This is a genomic window from Burkholderia glumae LMG 2196 = ATCC 33617 (assembly GCF_000960995.1).
GTDB lineage: Bacteria > Pseudomonadota > Gammaproteobacteria > Burkholderiales > Burkholderiaceae > Burkholderia > Burkholderia glumae.
Window position 1 is genome coordinate 939,175 of the sequence record NZ_CP009435.1, and the last position, 19,226, is coordinate 958,400.

Consider the following 19,226-nt stretch of genomic DNA (forward strand, 5'->3'; position numbering starts at 1 on the left):
ACGCAAGCGGCCGGCCGGCGGCTGCGACCCACGCGAGCGGCCGCCGCTCGGCGCCGCTCGGGCCCGCCGTCAGCCGAGCTTCTTCTTCAGCAGTTCGTTGACCTGGGCCGGGTTCGCCTTGCCCTTGGTCGCCTTCATCGCCTGGCCGACCAGCGCGTTGAACGCCTTCTCCTTGCCGGCGCGGAACTCCTCGACCGACTTCGCGTTGGCGGCCAGCACCGCGTCGATGATCGCCTCCAGCTCGCCGGTGTCGGAGATCTGCTTGAGGCCCTTCGCCTCGATGATGCGGTCGGCTGCGGCCTCGTCGGTGGCTTGCTCGTCCCAGATCGCCTGGAAGATTTCCTTGGCGATCTTGTTCGAGATGGTGCCGTCGGCGATGCGCTGCAGCACCAGCGCGAGCTGGGCGGCCGATACCGGACACGCGTCGATCTCGATGCCTTCACGGTTCAACAGGGACGATACGTCGCCCATCAGCCAGTTGGCGGCGGCCTTCGCGTTCGCCGCGCCGGCCTTGGCGACCACCGCCTCGAAATAGGCGGCCATCGCCTTGCTCGAGGTCAGCACCACCGCGTCATAGGGCGTCACGCCGTACTGGTCGGCGAAGCGCTGCTGCATCGCGGCCGGCAGTTCGGGCATCTCGCCGCGCACGCGCTCGACCCATTCCGGATCGATCACCACCGGCATCAGGTCGGGATCGGGGAAATAGCGGTAGTCCTGCGCGTCTTCCTTGCTGCGCATCGAGCGCGTCTCGCGCTTGTCGGGATCGTACAGGCGCGTTTCCTGCACCACCTGGCCGCCGTCCTTGATCAGCTCGATCTGGCGCCGCACCTCGTAGTTGATCGCGTCCTCGAGGAAGCGGAACGAGTTCAGGTTCTTGATCTCGGCGCGCGTGCCGAACGTCTCCTGGCCGAGCGGCCGCACCGAGACGTTCGCGTCGCAGCGGAACGAGCCTTCCTGCATGTTGCCGTCGCAGATGCCGAGCCAGACCACCAGCGCATGCAGCGCCTTCGCGTAGGCCACGGCCTCGGCCGCGCTGCGCATCTCGGGCTCGGTGACGATCTCGAGCAGCGGCGTGCCGGCGCGGTTCAGGTCGATGCCGGTCATGCCGGCGAAATCCTCGTGCAGCGACTTGCCGGCGTCTTCCTCGAGGTGCGCGCGCGTGAGATGGATGGTCTTCGCGTAGGCCGCCTTGCCGGCCTTCTCGTTGGCCGGCACCTGGATCGTGATGCGGCCGCCCTGCACGACCGGAATCTCGTACTGGCTGATCTGATAGCCCTTGGGCAGATCCGGATAGAAGTAGTTCTTGCGCGCGAAGATGCTGCGCGGCGCCACCGTCGCGTCGACCGCGAGGCCCAGCCGGATCGCGCGCTCCACCGCGCCGCGGTTCAAGACCGGCAGCACGCCGGGCAGCGCGAGATCGACCGCGCAGGCCTGGGTGTTGGGCTCGGCGCCGAACTGCGTCGAGGCGCCCGAGAAGATCTTCGAGGCGGTCGACAGCTGCGCGTGCGTCTCGAGACCGATAACGACTTCCCATTGCGTCATTGCTTATACCCCCGCCGGAACTTGCTTGTGCCAGTCGGTCGCGCGCTGGAACGCGTCGGCGACCTGCAGCATCCGGGCTTCGTTGAAATAGTTGCCGATGATCTGCAGGCCGACCGGGCGCCGCGCGTTCGCGCCGGCGCCGAAGCCGCACGGCACGCTCATGCCGGGCAGGCCCGCCAGGCTGACCGACAGCGTGTAGATGTCGGCCAGGTACATCTGCAGCGGGTCGTCGCCCTTGGCACCGAGATCCCAGGCCACGGTGGGCGAGGCCGGCCCCATGATCACGTCGCACTGCTCGAACGCGTTCTGGAAATCCTGCGCGATGATGCGGCGGATCTTCTGCGCCTGCAGGTAGTACGCGTCGTAGTAGCCATGCGAGAGCACGTAGGTGCCCACCAGGATGCGGCGCTTCACTTCCGGGCCGAAGCCCTCGGCGCGCGACTTCTTGTACATGTCGAGCAGGTCGCGGTACTCGGCCGCGCGATGGCCGTAGCGCACGCCGTCGAAGCGCGACAGGTTCGACGAGGCCTCGGCCGGCGCGATCACGTAGTAGACCGGGATCGACAGCTCCGTCTTCGGCAGCGACACCGGCACCAGCGTGGCGCCGAGCGCCTCGTACTGCTTGAGCGCCGCGTCGATCGCCGCGCGCACGTCGTCGGCCAGCCCGGCACCGAAATACTCGTCCGGCAGGCCGATGCGCAGGCCCGCCAGCGGCTTGCCGGCCGGCGCGTCGGGCGTCCACGGCGCGCCCAGGTGGCGGCCGAACGCCTCGCCCTCGCGCTCCAGGCTGGTGGAGTCGCGCGTGTCGAAGCCGGCCATCGCGTCGAGCAGCAGCGCGCAGTCGGCCGCGCTCTGCGCCATCGGGCCGCCCTGGTCGAGCGAGGAAGCGAACGCGATCATGCCGTAGCGCGACACCCGGCCGTAGGTCGGCTTGATGCCGGTCACGCCGGCGAACGAGGCCGGCTGGCGGATCGAGCCGCCGGTGTCGGTGCCGGTGGCGGCGGGCGCGAGGCGCGCGGCCACCGCCGCCGCGCTGCCGCCCGAGCTGCCGCCCGGCACGGCCCGGGGGTCCCACGGGTTCTTCACGGCGCCGAACGCCGAGTTCTCGTTGGACGAGCCCATCGCGAACTCGTCCATGTTGGTCTTGCCGAGCGTGACCATGCCGGCCGCGGCGAGCCGCTCGACCACCGTCGCGTCGAACGGGCTGGTGTAGTTCGCGAGCATCTTCGAGCCGGCGGTGGAGCGCCAGCCGCGCGTGACGAACACGTCCTTGTGCGCGACCGGCAGGCCGGCGAGCGGGCCGGCACGGCCGGCCGCGCGCGCGGCGTCGGCCTCGCGCGCCTGGGCGAGCGTGAGCTCGGCGTCGACATGGACGAACGCATTGAGCTCGCGCGCCGCGTCGATGCGTTGCAGGTAGAGCTGCGCGAGCTCGACGGCCGAGGTTTGGCCGGCGTCGAGCGCGGCGCGCAGTTCGGTCAGGCTGTTTGCATGCATTGCTGGAGGATTCCTGGATTCTTGTGGATGCGCGGCACGGCCGCGCGCCCGGGCAGACGACGGCGGGCCGGCCATGCGGCTCCGAAGCGCGCTTACTCGATCACCTTCGGCACGAGGAACAGGCCGTCCTGGACGGCCGGCGCCGGGCGTTGATTCTCGTCGCGATCGACCGCCTCGGTGACGACGTCGTCGCGCAGACGCTGCGCGACCTCCTGGATCTGCTCGATCGGGTGCGCGAGCGGGGCGATACCGTTCGTATCGACGGCCTGCATCTTCTCGACGAGGCCGAAGAAATCGTTGAGCCGGCCGAGCGTGTGCTCGGCCTCGGCATCGTTCATCTCGAGCCGCGCGAGGTGCGCGATGCGTTTCACATCGTTCAGGGTCAAAGCCATGCGGTCACCGGAGAAACTGGGCTTGCGCGACGCCTCGAAAGCCACGTCGCGACAGGGGGTTGGCGGACTCGTTCGAACCCTCAAAATTCGGGCGCGAAGCGGTGGATTGACGGTCCGTTTGGGTTCGAATACGCCGAAATTATAAGGTATCATTACGCGTTCGACCCAGCGCCGGACCGACCCTCCCGCAAGGCTCACCGTTAGCTGCAAGCCGGCTGCAAGTCAGCCGCCTGCCAGGCGCGATGCCAGCGGGACGCGCGACGGTCCCGGTAGATTTCACTCGCAGCTTCGAGGTCCAGAGGCGGCCGCTCCCGCCCGATCCGAGGCTGTTATTTTTTCCGCCGCCCGCCCAGCGTCCCGTCCGCCGGGCCGGCCCAGAGCGAGACAGGATTCTGAATGTTCGGTTTTTTGCGCAGCTACTTCTCCAACGATCTCGCGATCGATCTCGGCACCGCAAACACCCTCATCTACATGCGCGGCAAGGGCATCGTCCTTGATGAACCGTCCGTGGTGTCGATCCGCCAGGAAGGCGGCCCCAACGGCAAGAAGACGATCCAGGCCGTCGGCAAGGAAGCCAAGCAGATGCTCGGCAAAGTGCCGGGCAACATCGAGGCGATCCGTCCGATGAAAGACGGCGTGATCGCCGATTTCACCGTCACCGAGCAGATGATCAAGCAGTTCATCAAGACGGCGCACGAGTCGCGGATGTTCTCGCCCTCGCCGCGCATCATCATCTGCGTGCCGTGCGGCTCGACCCAGGTGGAGCGCCGCGCGATCAAGGAAGCCGCGCACGGCGCGGGCGCCTCGCAGGTCTACCTGATCGAGGAGCCGATGGCCGCGGCGATCGGCGCCGGCCTGCCGGTGTCCGAGGCGACCGGCTCGATGGTGGTCGACATCGGCGGCGGCACCACCGAAGTGGGCGTGATCTCGCTGGGCGGCATCGTCTACAAGGGCTCGGTGCGCGTGGGCGGCGACAAGTTCGACGAGGCGATCGTCAACTACATCCGCCGCAACTACGGGATGCTGATCGGCGAGCAGACCGCCGAGGCGATCAAGAAGGAAATCGGCTCCGCGTTCCCGGGCTCCGAGGTCAAGGAGATGGAAGTGAAGGGCCGCAACCTGTCGGAAGGCATTCCGCGCAGCTTCACGATCTCCAGCAACGAAATCCTCGAGGCGCTGACCGATCCGCTCAACCAGATCGTCTCGTCGGTGAAGATCGCGCTCGAACAGACGCCGCCGGAACTGGGCGCCGACATCGCCGAGCGCGGCATGATGCTGACGGGCGGCGGCGCGCTGCTGCGCGACCTGGATCGCCTGCTGGCCGAGGAAACCGGGCTGCCGGTGCTGGTTGCCGAGGATCCGCTGACCTGCGTGGTGCGCGGCTCCGGCATGGCGCTCGAGCGCATGGACAAGCTCGGCAGCATCTTCTCCTACGAGTGATGCGCACCGGGCCGCGGCCGGCCCGGCACGCGGGGGCCGGCGGCCGGCCCGCCATCCCGGCATGCAGCAGATACCGATAACGCGCGCGCGAAGCCACGGCTTGTCACGATCAGCCGAACCGCCGCGCGTTTTGCGCGTCTGAGGAACATTTAACCGATCAAGCGCCCGGCGCCGACCATGGAATACAGTCCGCCGCCCCTCTTCAAGCAAGGTCCGTCCGCGCTCGCGCGGCTGATCTTCTTCGTCGCGCTGGCGATCGCGCTCCTCGTTTCGGACGCGCGCTTCAGTACGCTCGAAATCGTCCGGGGCATTCTTGGCACGGCGCTCTACCCGCTGCAGCGGGCCGCGCTGGTGCCGCGCGACCTGTTCATGGGCGCGGCCGATCTGGCCGCGACCAATGCGTCGCTGCGCCACGACAACCAGCAGCTGCACCAGCGCAACCTGGCGCTGTCCCTGCAGGCGAACCAGGCCGCCCAGCTCGCGGCCGACAACGCCCACCTGCGCGCCGTGCTCGGCCTGCGCGCGCGCATCGCCGTGCAGGCCACGCCGGTCGAGCTCCAGTACGACACCAGCGACCCGTTCTCGCAGAAGGTGGTGATCGGCCGCGGCTCGCACGACGACATCCAGAACGGCGCGCCGGTGGTCACCGAGGACGGCGTGATCGGCCAGGTCACGCGCGTGTTCCCGCTGCAGGCCGAAATCACGCTGGTCACCGACCGCGATCTCGCGATCCCCGTGCAGGTGCTGCGCACCGGGCTGCGCAGCGTGATCTACGGCACCCCCAAGGGCGATTCGCTGGACTTGCGCTTCGTGCCGACCAGCGCGGACCTGCTGGTCGGCGACGAACTCGTGACGAGCGGCCTCGACGGCCTCTACCCGCCCGGGCTGCCGGTCGCGAAGGTGGTGCGCATCGACAAGCTCGCCGACACCGCGTTCGCGCATGTCGTCTGCATGCCGATCGCCGCGGTGCGCGGCGCGCGCGAGATGCTGGTGCTGCATTACCAGAACGACCTGCCGCCGCGCCCGGTCGATCCGGACCCGGCCGCCGACAAGAACGCGAAGGGTAAAAAGGGCGCGAAAACCGCCGACAAGGGCAAGGGCGACGAGAACGGCCGGCCGGCGGCCGCGGCCAGCGGCGCCGGATCGGCCGAGAAGCCGGCTGAAAAGCCGACCGACAAGCCGGCTGAAAAGCCGGGCGAGAAGCCGGCCGGGAAGTCGGGCGAGAAGCCGGCCGGAAAATCCGCCGCGCCGGCCGCCGCCAGACCGGCAGCGCGCCCCGCGGCCCCGGCCGCCGCCCCGTCCCGCGGAGCGCAGCCATGAGCCGTCCGCAATACATCCTGCAGCCGGTCAATCCCTATTTCATCGCCTTCAGCCTCTCGGCCGCGTTCCTGCTGAACCTGATGCCGTGGGGGCGCCTGCCCGGCGTGCCCGACTTCGTCGCCGTGGTGCTGCTGTTCTGGAACATTCACCAGCCGCGCAAGGTCGGCATGGGCGTGGCGTTCCTGCTCGGCATCCTGATGGACGTCCACGACGCGGGGCTGCTCGGCGAGCACGCGCTCGCCTACACGCTGCTGTCGTATGGCGCGATCACGATCCACCGCCGCGTGCTGTGGCTTTCGCTCGGCGCGCAGGTGTTCTACGTGGCGCCGCTGCTGGTGGTGGCCCAGCTCGTGCCGTTCATGATCCGCCTCGTGATGGGCGCCGCGTTCCCGGGCTGGAGCTATCTCGTCGACGGGTTCGTCGAGGCCGGGCTCTGGCCGCTCGCGAGCCTCCTGCTGTTGATGCCGCAACGCCGCCCGGTCGACCCGGACGACACGCGGCCGATCTGACCCGCACGGCCGCCGCATGCCGAGCGCCCCGCCACCGGCCATCGCCGCGAGCCCCGACACCCGTGCGCAGCCGGCACGACCGCTTTTCTCCAGACTCGCATGACCGAATTCAAGGACACCCAACAGCAGCTCTCGAAGTTCCGCCTGCGCGTCGCGGCGGCGGGGCTGTTCGTGTTCGTCTGCTTCGGGCTGCTCGCGGTCCGCTTCTTCTACCTGCAGGTCTGGCAGCACGACAAGTACGCGCTGCAGGCCGACGAGAACCGCATCTCGGTCGCGCCGATCGTGCCGAATCGCGGCATCATCACCGACCGCAACGGCGTGGTGCTGGCGCGCAATTATTCGGCGTACACGCTCGAGATCACGCCGTCGAAGCTGACCGACACGCTCGACAACACCATCAACGCGCTCTCGGAGGTGATCCCGATCGACGCGCGTGATCGCCGCCGTTTCAAGAAGCTGCAGGAGGATTCGAAGAATTTCGAAAGCCTGCCGATTCGCACCCGCTTGAGCGACGAGGAAGTGGCGCGCTTCACGGCGCAGCGCTGGCGCTTTCCCGGCGTCGAGGTGCGCGCGCGGCTGTTCCGGCAGTACCCGCTCGGCCCGACGGCCGCGCACGTGATCGGCTACATCGGCCGGATCTCGAAGCGCGATCAGGATCACATCGAGGCGATGAGCGAGGCGAACGACAGCGATCCCGAGCACTACGACCCGCGCCGTGACGCCAACAACTACAAGGGCACCGATTACATCGGCAAGATCGGCGTCGAGCAGAGCTACGAGACCGAGCTGCACGGCGTGACGGGCTTCGAGGAAGTCGAGGTGACGGCGGGCGGCCGGCCGGTGCGCACCCTGTCGCGCACCCAGGCCACGCCGGGCGACAATCTCGTGCTGTCGATCGACATCGGGCTGCAGCAGGTGGCCGAGCAGGCGTTCGCCGGCAAGCGCGGCGCGCTGGTGGCGATCGAGCCGAGCACGGGCGACGTGCTCGCATTCGTGTCGTCGCCGAGCTTCGACCCGAACTCGTTCGTGGACGGCATCGACCAGCAGACCTGGGACGAGCTCAACAACTCGCCCGACAAGCCGCTGCTGAACCGCCCGCTGCGCGGCACCTACCCGCCCGGCTCGACCTACAAGCCGTTCATGGCGCTGGCCGGGCTCGAGCTGGGCAAGCGCACACCCAGCTGGGGCTTCCAGGATCCCGGCTACTTCACGTTCGGCGGCCACACGTTCCGCAACGACGTGCGCTCGGGCCAGGGCTGGGTGGACATGAACCGCGCGATCATGGTGTCGAACGACACCTATTTCTACATGCTCGCGCGCGACCTGGGCGTGACCAACATCGCGAACTTCATGAAGCCGTTCGGCTTCGGCCAGATCACCGGCATCGACGTGCAGGGCGAGGCGCGCGGCGTGCTGCCGTCGCCCGAATGGAAGCGCAAGACGTTCCGCAAGCCCGCGCTGCAGAAGTGGTACGACGGCGAGACCATCAGCCTCGGGATCGGCCAGGGCTACAACTCGTTCACGATCCTGCAGCTCGCGCACGCGGTGGCCACGCTGGCCGACAACGGCGTCGTGATGAAGCCCCATCTGGTCAAGGAGATCGAGGACCCGATCACGCGCGTGCGGCACCTGACGGTGCCGAAGCAAAGCGCGGTGATCCCGCTCAAGCAGGCCAACATCGACGTGGTCAAGCGCGGCATGGAAAACGTCATCGAGAACCCGGCCGGCACGGCCTACAAGATCTTCCGCGGCGCCCCCTACACGGCGGCCGGCAAGACCGGCACGGCGCAGGTGTTCTCGCTGCAGGGCTCGAACTACCACGGCCACCTGCTCGCCGAGCGGCTGCGCGATCACGCGCTGTTCACCGCCTACGCGCCGGCCGACCATCCGCGCATCGCGCTCGCGCTGATCGTCGAGAACGGCGGCTGGGGCGCCCAGTCGGCCGGCCCGATCGCGCGCAAGGTGCTCGACTTCTATCTGGTCGACCGCCAGAAGCCGGGCAGCGAGGCGGCCGCCGTGGCCGCCGCCGCCTCGGCCACCGAGCCCGTCAGCGCGCCCGTGGTCGGCGATACGACGAAGCCGGTGGGCATCGCGGCCGGCTTCACGGCGCTGCCGCAGCCGGTGCCGCCCGCCGCCGCGAGCGCGGCCGACGCGGCCTCGGGCGGCCTGCCGGACGGCGCGGCCACGGGCGCATCCGGCCCGGCCGACTCCGCCGGCGCGGCCGCGCCCGCCGCGGCCAGCCTGCCGCCCGCGCGACGGCTGCCGCGCAAGCCGCACCGCGCGCCCGCGAGCGCGGCGAGCGCCCCCGCCGCGACGCGCGACGAGCGCGTCCCCGCCCGGCCCGCCGCCGGCACCGACGAATAACGGAGAAAGGCATGCAATTCGACAAGCGCGCCTGGCTCGACAAGGCAAAGCAGATGTTCGCGGGCTTCGACCGCCCGCTCGCGCTGATCGTGTTCCTGCTGCTCTGCGTGGGCATCGTCACGCTCTACAGCGCGAGCATCGACGTGCCCGGCCGCGTCGAGGACCAGCTTCGCAACATCATGCTGACGTTCGTGCTGATGTGGATCATCGCGAATATCCCGCCGCAGACGCTGATGCGCTTCGCGGTGCCGCTCTACTCGTTCGGCATCGCGCTGCTGGTGGCCGTCGCGCTGTTCGGGATGACCAAGAAGGGCGCGAAACGCTGGCTCAACATCGGCGTCGTGATCCAGCCGTCGGAAATCCTCAAGATCGCCACGCCGCTGATGCTCGCCTGGTACTACCAGCGCCGCGAGGGCGGGATTCGCTGGTACGACTATCTGGTGGCGTTCGGCATCCTGCTGCTGCCGGTCGGGCTGATCGCCAAGCAGCCCGACCTCGGCACCGCCGTGCTGGTGCTGGCAGCCGGCCTGTTCGTGATCTATCTGGCCGGGCTCTCGTTCAAGCTGATCGTGCCGGTGCTCGTCGCCGGGGTGATCGCCGTGGTCGCGATCGCCACCTTCGAGGGCAAGATCTGCCAGCCCCAGGTGGTCTGGCCGCTGATGCACGACTACCAGAAGCACCGCGTCTGCACCCTGCTCGATCCCACCACCGACCCGCTCGGCAAGGGCTTCCACACGATCCAGGCGGTGATCGCGATCGGCTCGGGCGGCCCGTTCGGCAAGGGTTATCTGAAGGGCACGCAGGCCCACCTCGAGTTCATCCCCGAGAAGCACACCGACTTCATCTTCGCGGTCTATTCCGAGGAATTCGGGCTCGTGGGCGGCCTGGTGCTGCTCACGCTCTACATGGCGCTGATCACGCGCGGGCTGATCATCGCCGCGCAGGGCTCGACGCTGTTCGGACGATTGCTGGCCGGCTCGCTCTCGCTCGGCTTCTTCACCTATGCGTTCGTCAACGTCGGGATGGTCAGCGGCGTGCTGCCGGTGGTGGGCGTGCCGCTACCGTTCATGAGCTACGGCGGCACCGCGCTGATCACGCTCGGCGTGGCGACCGGCCTGATCATGAGCGTCGCGCGGCAGAAGCGGCTGATGAAGTCGTAGCGGTCCAGCCCCGCCCGGGTGGTCGGGCAGGATGCCCGCGTGAGCCGGCCTGTTTCATTGGCGAGGGCGGCGCGCGCTCACTGCGCGGCCGGCTGCGCGCCCGATGCCTGCGAGGCCGCCGCCTGCGCGCGCAACAAGCCGCTGAGCTCCTGATACTTCAGCGCGGCCACCTCGTCGCCCTGCGCCGCGGCGGCCGCGTAGTAGGCGCGCGCGATGTTCAGGTTCACCGCCACGCCGTCGCCGCCGCGCTCGTAGAACGAGGCGGTCACGTATTGCGCGACCGGCTCGCCAGCGTCGGCCGCCCGCTGATACCAGATGAACGCCTCGTGGTTGTCGCGCGGCGTGCCGCGGCCGTCGAGGAACTGGTTGGCGAGCGCGAGTTCGGCCTGCACATTGCCCTGCCGCGCCGCCTTCAGATACCAGCCGTGGGCCGCCGCCGCATCGCGCGCGACGAACTGGCCGTCGTCGTACATCGTCGCCAGCACGTACTGCGCTTGCGTCATGCCGGCCCGGGCCGCCTCGGTCAGCCAGCGCACGCCGTCCGGCAGGTTCGCGGCCGTGCCCTCGCCCTTGAGCAGCATCATCGCGTAATCGAACTGAGCGAGCCGGTCGCCGCGCGCGGCCGCGCGCCGAAAGCCGGCCAGCGCGGCCGGATAGTCGCCCGCGTTGTAGTCCGCGACGGCCGATTCGGTGATCGCGCGCGCGGCATTCGGCTTGCCGTGCCGCGCCGGCTGCGCGGCCGGCCGGCCGGCGGACGCCGATGCCGCGGCCGCGGTATCGGCCGCCTGCGCCGGCCCGTTCGCCGCGCACCACGCCAGCGCCAGGCCGAGCGCGAGCACGCCGCCCATGCGCCGAGGCGCGGGCGTTTCCTGCGCGGCGCGCCGCGCCCGCATCGCAAAGCCGTTCATGTCCCTTCCTCCTGCGTCAGGCGCGGCCCGCGCGCGTGCGACCCGGGTTGCGCCGCTTGGAGCGGCGAAGTCGTTGTTGTGATCGGGCAAGGGCGTGCGCGGCGCGAGGCGGCTGCCGGCTCCCGAGCGGATACAGGCGCGTGGCGGCCGGGTGGATCGGGCCCGCGGCGCCATGCACGACGATCATACAGCGGTCGGAATCGTGCCGCCGGACGCGGCCTGGCAAGCGGCCGGGCGAGGCCGCCGCGACGGCGGGAGGGCAAGCGGGCGACGCGGCCGCGAGCGGCGGCAAGGCGGGACGGCGGGAAAAGCGCGGGGACGAAGGTTCGGGAAAGACCGGCCGGCGCGGCGGCGCGGCCCGGTGGAGCCGCTGCCGGTGCCGGCCGGCGGCTGCCGAGCGGCGTGCGCGAGCGGGGCAAGCGGCGCCTGCGCAACGGGCACGCGCCGGCGCTCAGCGGCCCGGCTCGCGCTCCACCTCGGCCCAGCAGTTCGGCGTCTCGTAGAGCCGCACGCGTTCGAGGCGCAGGTTCACGCCGTAGTGCGCGTCGTAGACGTTCGCGAGAATGTCGAACGCGATCGCCGCGAGATTCTCGACGGTAGGGATGCGGTCGAGCACCACCGTCTTGTGGTCGGCCATCTTTTCGAGGAACGAGCGCACCACGTCGTCGCGCGCGTAGACGAGGAACGCGTGATCCCACTTGCCGACCAGATGCGCCATCGCGAGCGACTTCACGTCGGCGAAGTCCATCACCATGCCGCGGTCCGGCGCGCCCTCGACGTCGACGAGGTCGCCGCGCAGCGTGATTTCGAGCACGTAGCGATGACCATGCAGGTTGCGGCACTGGCTGCGGTGGTCGGGGATGCGGTGCCCCGCGTCGAATTCGAGTTTTCGGGTTATCAGCACGATGAGTGAAGCTCGCGGCTCAGGGAATGTTCAGATATTTGTGGGTCTGCATCGACAGCCGCCATTGCGGATGGCGCTTGCACCAGTCGATCGCGAGCCTGGTGTTGAGCTCGCGCGAGGGGCCGTCCATCGGCTGCACGAGGAAGTGCTCGAAATCGAGCCGCGCGTAGTCGGCCAGGCGCTGATTGTCCTGCGGAATCACCACCTTCAGCTCGTGCCCCCGCGTCACCACGAGCGGCGCGTCGGCCTTCGGGCTCACGCAGATCCAGTCGATCGTGTCGAGCACCGGCAGCGAGCCGTTGGTCTCGATCGCGATCTCGAAGCCGCGCGCATGCAGCGCGTCCACGAGCGGCTGGTCGAGCTGCAGCATCGGTTCGCCGCCCGTGCAGACCACGAAGCGGTGCGCCTCGCCTGCCGGCCACAGCGCCGCGACCTGGTCGGCAAGCAGCTCGGGCGTGCGGAACTTGCCGCCGTTCTCGCCGTCGGTGCCGACGAAGTCGGTGTCGCAGAACCGGCAGACGGCGCTGTCGCGGTCCGCCTCGCGGCCGGTCCACAGATTGCAGCCGGCGAACCGGCAGAACACGGCCGGGCGCCCGGCGTTCGCGCCCTCGCCCTGCAACGTGTAGAAGATTTCCTTGACCGTGTACGTCATCGCTCATGCGGTGGCTCGATGCCACCCGTTCCGTTGATGCGCGGGATGCCCGCGCGACTGACTGATGCCCGGCCCGTCGGGCGCCAGGCCCGGGCGCGCGCGGCGCAAGCTCCACGGGCGGGCAGCCGGGCCGGGGTGGCCTCAGAGCGGCGCCTCGGTCACCTGCCCGCCGTTGCGGTATGCCTCGTAACCGCGGCGGCGCAGCTTGCAGGCCGGACACGCGCCGCAGCCGAAGCCCCAGTCGTGCAGCTCGGCGCGCTCGCCCACGTAGCAGGTGTGCGTCTCGACGCGTACCAGCTCGACCAGCGCGGCGCCGCCCAGCTGCTCGGCGAGCCGCCAGGTGTCGGCCTTGTCGAGCCACATCAGCGGCGTCTCGAGCACCACGCGCGTATCCATGCCGAGATTGAGCGCGACCTGCAGCGCCTTCATGGTGTCGTCGCGGCAGTCGGGATAGCCGGAGAAATCGGTCTCGCACATGCCGCCCACCAGCACCTTGAGCCCGCGCCGGTAGGCCACCGCCGCCGCGATCGTCATGAACAGCAGGTTGCGGCCCGGTACGAACGTGTTGGGCAGCCCGTTGGCGGCCGTCTCGATCTCGATCGAGCGCGTCATCGCGGTATCGCTGATCGCGCCGAGCACCGACAGGTCGATCATGTGATCGTCGCCGAGCCGGCCCGCCCATTGGGGAAACCTCGTGCGCAGCGCTTCGCGGACGCCTTCGCGGCACTCGAGCTCGACGCGATGCCGCTGGCCGTAGTCGAAGCCGAGCGTCTCGACGGTCTGGTAGCGTTCGAGCGCCCAGGCGACGCAGGTCGCCGAATCCTGGCCGCCGGAAAACAGCACGAGCGCGCCGCCCTTAGCGTCTGTCCGAATCACCGTGTACTCCGTGTATCAAGAGGCCCGCGTCGCGCGATGCCGGAGGCGCCGCCGGCATGGCCGACGCCGCGTGAGCGGCGCATGCGGCGGCTCGACACCAAACAAAAAAGGACTTGCGGCGCCGGAAAGCTGCGTCCTCAAGTCCTTCAAGTCTTTGAGTCGGCAGGGATTTTATCATGCGGCCCGCGCCTGCGCCCGGTGCCGCGCGCGTGGCGCGCCACGACTCGCGCAAGCAACCCGCGCGCCCGCTTCCCGTTCCGGAAAAAGGAAAAGGTCCAAAAGCCGTGGAGCCTTTGGACCTTTGAATACTTGGTGGCCTGGGACGGAATCGAACCATCGACACGCGGATTTTCAATCCGCTGCTCTACCAACTGAGCTACCGGGCCAACGAAGAATTGAGATTATAGCGAGCCCTCCCATCGAGGGCAAGCCTTTTCCGCAAAAATTTCAAACGCTGCCTTCGGACGTCTTCTTGCCGAGCTCGACGCCGAGCTGCTTGAGCTTGCGATAGAGGTGCGTGCGCTCGAGCCCGGTCTTTTCCGCCACGCGCGTCATGCTGCCGTTCTCGCGCGCGAGGTGGTACTCGAAATAGGCGCGCTCGAACGCGTCGCGCGCCTCGCGCAGCGGGATGTCGAACGGAATCGCGGCGGCCTGGCCCGCGAGCCCGGCCGCGGCGCCCGCTTCCTCGCCGATCGACGGCAGCGCGGCCGCCGAGGCGACGGGCGCCGGGCCGGCGGCCGGCTTCACGGCCGGGTGCTGCGGCACCGGCGCAGCGCCGCGCGCGAGCCCGTGCTCGACCGATTTCAGGAGCTTTTGCAACGCGATCGGCTTCTCGAGGAAATCGAGCGCGCCGATCTTGGTCGCCTCGACCGCCGTGTCGATCGTCGCGTGGCCCGACATCATGATCACCGGCATCGTCAGTTGTCCGTGGCTCGCCCACTCCTTCAACAACGTGACGCCGTCGGTATCGGGCATCCAGATATCGAGCAGCACGAGATCGGGCGCGTGACGCTGGCGATACTCGCGCGCGGCCTGCGCGTTTTCCGCCACCTCGACGACGTGTCCTTCGTCGGCGAGGATTTCCGAGAGCAATTCCCGGATGCCCATTTCATCATCTACCACCAGGATGGTTGCCATTTACGCTGCCCTTGTCTGCACTGCTGCTTTTGTCTTGGCGGGTGCCGTTGCGCTGTCCGCTCCACCCTCGGAGCCTGTCGTGTCGTCGGCGAGTTGCAGGAACAGGATCGACACCTGCGCCCCCTCGACGACCTCGCCCTGCATCCGGTTGCGCAGATCGATCCGCGCCCCGTGTTCGTCAACGATCTTCTTCACCGTTGCGAGACCGAGCCCGGTGCCCTTCGCCTTGGTCGTCACGTACGGCTCGAACGCGCGCGTGAGGATACGCGCCGGGAAGCCGGGACCATTGTCGGACACCGTCAGCCGCACCGCGATGCGCTTCGTGCCGTTCGCATCGGGATCGCCATATTCTACTGCCCTCGTTTCGAGCAACACACGGGGCTGCGCGACCTCGCCCACCGAATCCTGCGCATTCTGCAGCAGGTTGTGGATCACCTGGCGCAGTTGCGTGGCGTCGCCGCGAATCACCGGCAGCGGCCCCTGCTCGACCACGATCATGTTCTTGCCTTCGCCCACACCGTACAGCGTCAGCACCTCGCTGACGAGATCGTTCAGTTGCAGGTTGCCGAGCACCGCGGGCGGCGTGCGCGCATATTCGCGAAAATCATCGACCATGCGCTTCATCGCCGCCACCTGATTGACGATGGTGGTCGCGCCGCGCTTGAGCACCTCGGCGTCGGGCGCGGCGAGCTTGTCGGCCAGCTTCATCTGCAGCCGCTCGGCCGACAGCTGGATCGGCGTGAGCGGATTCTTGATCTCGTGCGCGAGGCGCCGCGCGACCTCGCCCCAGGCCACCGAGCGCTGCGCCGAGATCACGTCGGAGATGTCGTCGAACACCACGACGTAGCCCGAGGTCTGCGGATCGTGGGCCTCGCCCGCCACCGATGACGCAAGACGCGTGCCCCGTACCAGCAGCGTGAGCGGGTCGGTTTCGTCCGGCACCACCACCGCGAACTGCTGCTGCCAGTGGCCGCGATCCTCGCCGCCGCCCTGGCCCGCCGCCTCGCGATCGGCGAACGCCTTCCTCACCATCGCGCCGAACTCGGCCACCACCACGATGCGGTCGAGCGCGGTGCCGATCTGCGCCTGGAACGGCTGACGGAAGATCCGCTCGGCACCGCGGTTCGCGATGGTCAGCCGGAACTGCCGGTCGAGCACGAACACGCCGGCCGTCAGGTTGGCGAGGATGCTCTCGAGGTAGGCTTTCGAATGTTCGAGCGCGACGCGGTTGCGCTCCACGGCGAGCCGCGCCTCGGAGAGCTGCCGCGTCATCGCGTTGAACGACTGGGTGAGGAAGCCGAGCTCGTCGCGCGTCTTCAGTTCGCGCTTGGGCGTGTAGTCGCCCTCGGCCACCTCCTTGGTGCCCTGCGCGAGCAGGAACAGCGGCCGCGCGAGCTGGTTGCCGAGCGCGAGCGCGATCATCATCGCGATGAAGGTGGCGAGGAACAGCGCGAGCGTCAGCGTGCCGATGTACATCTTGCGCAGCCCGCTGCGGCCGAGCGACTTCTCCTGGTACTCGCGGTAGGCGCGCTGCACCGCATCGGCGTTGCGCGCGAGCGAGGGCGGGACCGGCTGCGTCAGCTGCAGGTAGCGCTCGACCGGCTGCAGCAGCGCCGTCGACGAATCGGGGATGCGCTGCACCACGCGCAGCCGCAGCGCGCCCTTCGATCCGCGCGCGCGCGGATCGCCGTCCACCTCGCCCTCGATCGCCGCGTAGCCGCCATGCTCGCGCGCCTGGCCGAGCATCAGCGAGGTCGGCATGTCGTCGGGGATCAGCGCGGCGAAATTGCCCGAGGCCTGCGCCACGATGTGCAGGTCGGGCGCCGCGCCCGAGCCGGTGTGGCCCGGCTCGACGATGGTCGCGTCCTGCACGCCGAACTGGTCGCGCAGCCGCAGCAGCGTGAGCGTGGTGCCGTTGGTGGTGGCGTCCGCGCTCGCCAGCTGCTCGGACATCAGCCGCGCCTTGGTCTGCAGGTCCGACAGCGACGCGTCGAGCATGCCGCGGCCCAGGTTGAGGCCCGCCGTCAGCGCGGTCTCGACGTTGACGTCGAACCACGACTCGATGCTGCGCGAGACGAACTGGTACGACACGATGTAGATGATCCCGCCCGGCACCACGCCGACCAGCGCGAAGAACACGGCGAGCTTGGCCAGCAGCCGCGTGCCGAACTTGCCGCGCCGCAGCCGCACGAAGATCATCCCGACGAGCGCCATCACCACCAGCAGGAACACCAGCGCGACCAGGATGTTGGCCGTGTAGAGCCATGAATAGTAGCGGTCGAAGAACTCGGTATTGGCGCTCGCGGCCGCCAGCAGCACCAGCAGCAGCAGCGCCGTGATCGCCACCGTGAGGACGATCACGCGCACGATCAGGCTCTTGCCGAACACGAGCCGGCGCAGGCTATTTCGCATGATCGGCCACCGTGAAGGTGAAGCGCTTCCACTCGGACACCAGGCTCCAGTCGCGGTTGTTCACCGCATCGACCTGGAACGGCTTGGGCATCAGCGCCGTGTCGAGCTGCATGCGCACCGAGGCGGTGTAGGTCTCGCCCGCCTGCACCTGGCTGCGGTCGATCACGTGCCACGAGGTGACGTGCTGGACCACCGCGAGCGCCTCCTTGAGCGTCGGGAAGCCGAGCTGGAGCCCGCCCGTGGAGACGCGGTATTCGCGCGTGAGCGGCTGGAACGACAGGCGGATGGTCTGCGATACCGACACCGGCTGCTCGTCGAACCAGTACCAGCGCGCGCGGCTCAGCTCGAAGTCGGTCGTGAAGTAGAGCGGGATGCCCTTGTTGACGGCATCCTCGAGATTGGCGTTCAGCTCGAACTCGAAGCGCGCGTCGAGCGCCCAGCCGCTGCCGTCCGCTTGCAGCGAGGCGCGCTGGACGTTGATCGTTTCGGCATGGACGGGCACGGCGGCGCCGAGGCACAGCGTGATCGCGACCAGCAGCGCGACCGCGAACCGAAGTGGAAGGAGGCGGGAGATCGTCACCGTTTCTGAAAGCGCGCGTAGAAGAATCCGTCGTGATCGGCCTGCCGCGCGGCCTCGTCGTGGCCGGGATACGGCAGCCGGCCCGCGGCGGCCCGCGGCAGCAGCTGCCCGGGCGCGTCCAATCGTACCGCATCTTGAACCGCGCCTTCAAACCAGCGCGCCTGCGCCTCGCCTTCCTCGGGGAACACCGAGCAGGTCACGTACAGCAGCTCGCCGCCCGGCTTCAGCAGCGGCCAGAGCGCCTGCAGGATGCGGCGCTGCTCGGCGACGAGCGCGGCGATGTCGGTCTCGCGGCGCAGCCAGCGGATGTCGGGATGGCGCCGCACGATGCCCGAGGCCGAGCACGGCACGTCGGCGAGGATCCGATCGAACGGCCGGCCGTCGTGCCAGCCCTCGGGCGCGCCGGCGTCGCCCACGCGCACCTCGGCGGCCAGCTTCAGGCGCGCCAGGTTCTCGCCGATGCGCGTGGCGCGCGACGCGTCGCTCTCGAGCGCCACCACCTCGAGGTCGGCCAGTTCGAGCAAGTGCCCGGTCTTGCCGCCCGGTGCCGCGCAGGCGTCGAGCACGCGCATGCCGTCGGTCGCGCCGAGCCATTCGGCCGCGAGCTGCGCGCCGGCGTCCTGCACCGACACCATGCCGTCGGCGAAGCCGGGAATCCGCTCGACCGGCAGCGGCGCCGCGAGCCGCACCGCGTAGCGGCCGGCCGCGGCCGCATCGATGCCCTGCTCGCGCAGCGTCGCGAGATAGGCCGCGACGCTCGCCTGCCGGGCGTTCACGCGCAGCGTCAGCGGGCCGGCCAGGTCGCCGGCCGCGAGGATCGCCTGCCAGTCATCGGGCCAGGCCCGCTCGAGCGCCTCGATCCACCACGGACGATAGTTCCAGCGCGCGACACGATCGGCCTGCGCTTGCGCGACGAGCGTTTCGCGCTCGCGCAGGAAACGGCGCAGCACCGCGTTGACGAGCCCCTTCGCGAACGCGAACTCGCGCCGCGCGCCGATCGCGCTCACCGCCTGGTCGACCACCGTGAACGGCGTGTAGGCAGCCTCGGCGGGCGCGTCGACGAGCAGCGCGAACGCGCAGGCAAGCAGCGCGCGCACGTGCTCGGGCGGCGCCTTGCCGACCAGCGTGCCGATCAGCCAGTCGCTGGTGCCGAGCCGGCGCATGGTGCGGTACGCGATGTCCTGGATCGCGCCGCGCGAGGTCGGCCGCGAGGCGGCCGGCTGCGCGGCCTGCACCGCCGCGAGCGCGGCGGGCAGCGCCGTGCCGTGCGAGACCGCCGTGACCGCGCGGGCCGCACCGTCGAGCGCAAAGCCGAGTGAATCGGGCGGCAGATGCAGCGGCGACAGGCGCAGCGCGCGCGCGGCGGGCGCGCCGGATGCGGCCGCCGGCGGCGTCGACGGCTTCGGCTGGCGGGAACGGGACGGGCGGGAAGGACGAGGCTGGGTCATCGGGTACGCAAGCGAGCGCGCCGGCACGACGCGGGCCGCGCTCCGGACGAGCACGGCGTCAAGCCGAGCATTGTAGCGCGCCGGGCGC

At 69.6% G+C, this 19,226-nt stretch carries 15 protein-coding genes, 1 tRNA gene and 1 pseudogene; 5 read left to right on the forward strand and 12 right to left on the reverse strand.

Annotated features, from left to right (window positions below; genetic code table 11):
• Positions 1 to 69: 69 nt before the first annotated feature.
• The 3 genes from gatB to gatC all read right to left on the reverse strand — a co-directional run bounded on the left by gatB (position 70) and on the right by gatC (position 3,428).
• Complete coding sequence (gene gatB, locus KS03_RS16765; RefSeq protein WP_017432876.1) at positions 70 to 1,542, reverse strand: Asp-tRNA(Asn)/Glu-tRNA(Gln) amidotransferase subunit GatB; 1,473 nt, start codon at positions 1,540 to 1,542, stop codon at positions 70 to 72.
• A 3-nt stretch (positions 1,543 to 1,545) separates the two neighbouring features.
• A complete protein-coding gene (gatA, locus tag KS03_RS16770) occupies positions 1,546 to 3,036 on the reverse strand; it encodes an Asp-tRNA(Asn)/Glu-tRNA(Gln) amidotransferase subunit GatA (protein WP_015877306.1) in 1,491 nt (496 codons plus the stop codon).
• A gap of 92 nt (positions 3,037 to 3,128) precedes the next feature.
• Positions 3,129 to 3,428: an Asp-tRNA(Asn)/Glu-tRNA(Gln) amidotransferase subunit GatC gene (gene gatC, locus KS03_RS16775; protein WP_017432877.1), complete on the reverse strand. Its 300-nt coding sequence runs from the start codon at positions 3,426 to 3,428 to the stop codon at positions 3,129 to 3,131.
• Positions 3,429 to 3,824: 396 nt separating this feature from the next.
• On the opposite strand from gatC, the gene KS03_RS16780 reads away from it, so the two are divergent.
• The 5 genes and pseudogenes from KS03_RS16780 to rodA all read left to right on the forward strand — a co-directional run bounded on the left by KS03_RS16780 (position 3,825) and on the right by rodA (position 10,221).
• The gene (locus tag KS03_RS16780; protein WP_004189550.1) at positions 3,825 to 4,868 is read left to right on the forward strand and encodes a rod shape-determining protein; all 1,044 of its coding nucleotides are present in this window, start codon (positions 3,825 to 3,827) and stop codon (positions 4,866 to 4,868) included.
• A 177-nt stretch (positions 4,869 to 5,045) separates the two neighbouring features.
• Entirely contained in the window at positions 5,046 to 6,188 is a 1,143-nt protein-coding gene (mreC, locus tag KS03_RS16785) for a rod shape-determining protein MreC (protein WP_015877308.1), read from the forward strand.
• Positions 6,185 to 6,697, forward strand: coding sequence for a rod shape-determining protein MreD (mreD, locus tag KS03_RS16790; protein WP_015877309.1), 513 nt, complete (start codon positions 6,185 to 6,187; stop codon positions 6,695 to 6,697). Before mreC ends, mreD begins: the two co-directional genes overlap by 4 nt.
• 99 nt (positions 6,698 to 6,796) lie before the next feature.
• Positions 6,797 to 9,116: pseudogene (gene mrdA, locus KS03_RS16795) on the forward strand (penicillin-binding protein 2); the annotation flags it as partial.
• A complete protein-coding gene (gene rodA, locus KS03_RS16800) occupies positions 9,073 to 10,221 on the forward strand; it encodes a rod shape-determining protein RodA (protein ID WP_015877311.1) in 1,149 nt (382 codons plus the stop codon). The pseudogene mrdA and the gene rodA, both read left to right, overlap by 44 nt.
• Before the next feature lie 77 nt (positions 10,222 to 10,298).
• Here rodA and KS03_RS16805 read toward each other — a convergent pair whose 3' ends face one another.
• The 9 genes from KS03_RS16805 to rsmB all read right to left on the reverse strand — a co-directional run bounded on the left by KS03_RS16805 (position 10,299) and on the right by rsmB (position 19,138).
• Positions 10,299 to 11,129: a tetratricopeptide repeat protein gene (locus KS03_RS16805; RefSeq protein ID WP_035979041.1), complete on the reverse strand. Its 831-nt coding sequence runs from the start codon at positions 11,127 to 11,129 to the stop codon at positions 10,299 to 10,301.
• A 451-nt stretch (positions 11,130 to 11,580) separates the two neighbouring features.
• Positions 11,581 to 12,033, reverse strand: a complete 453-nt coding sequence (gene queD, locus KS03_RS16810) for a 6-carboxytetrahydropterin synthase QueD (protein ID WP_015877313.1) — start codon at positions 12,031 to 12,033, stop codon at positions 11,581 to 11,583.
• Positions 12,034 to 12,052: 19 nt separating this feature from the next.
• Positions 12,053 to 12,685 carry a 7-carboxy-7-deazaguanine synthase gene (queE, locus tag KS03_RS16815; RefSeq protein WP_015877314.1) on the reverse strand — a complete coding sequence of 211 codons (633 nt, stop codon included), beginning with the start codon at positions 12,683 to 12,685 and terminating at the stop codon, positions 12,053 to 12,055.
• Positions 12,686 to 12,826: 141 nt separating this feature from the next.
• The gene (gene queC / locus KS03_RS16820; RefSeq protein WP_015877315.1) at positions 12,827 to 13,561 is read right to left on the reverse strand and encodes a 7-cyano-7-deazaguanine synthase QueC; all 735 of its coding nucleotides are present in this window, start codon (positions 13,559 to 13,561) and stop codon (positions 12,827 to 12,829) included.
• Positions 13,562 to 13,871: 310 nt separating this feature from the next.
• Positions 13,872 to 13,947: transfer RNA gene (locus KS03_RS16825), tRNA-Phe, on the reverse strand.
• Positions 13,948 to 14,008: 61 nt separating this feature from the next.
• The gene (esaR, locus tag KS03_RS16830) at positions 14,009 to 14,698 is read right to left on the reverse strand and encodes a response regulator transcription factor EsaR (RefSeq protein WP_015877316.1); all 690 of its coding nucleotides are present in this window, start codon (positions 14,696 to 14,698) and stop codon (positions 14,009 to 14,011) included.
• Positions 14,699 to 17,110 carry a sensor histidine kinase EsaS gene (esaS, locus tag KS03_RS16835; protein ID WP_015877317.1) on the reverse strand — a complete coding sequence of 804 codons (2,412 nt, stop codon included), beginning with the start codon at positions 17,108 to 17,110 and terminating at the stop codon, positions 14,699 to 14,701.
• Positions 17,100 to 17,690 (reverse strand): DUF4390 domain-containing protein, encoded by a 591-nt coding sequence (locus KS03_RS16840; RefSeq protein ID WP_015877318.1) that lies wholly within the window; start codon positions 17,688 to 17,690, stop codon positions 17,100 to 17,102. Before KS03_RS16840 ends, esaS begins: the two co-directional genes overlap by 11 nt.
• Positions 17,687 to 19,138 carry a 16S rRNA (cytosine(967)-C(5))-methyltransferase RsmB gene (gene rsmB, locus KS03_RS16845; RefSeq protein WP_015877319.1) on the reverse strand — a complete coding sequence of 484 codons (1,452 nt, stop codon included), beginning with the start codon at positions 19,136 to 19,138 and terminating at the stop codon, positions 17,687 to 17,689. Before rsmB ends, KS03_RS16840 begins: the two co-directional genes overlap by 4 nt.
• Positions 19,139 to 19,226: the final 88 nt, after the last annotated feature.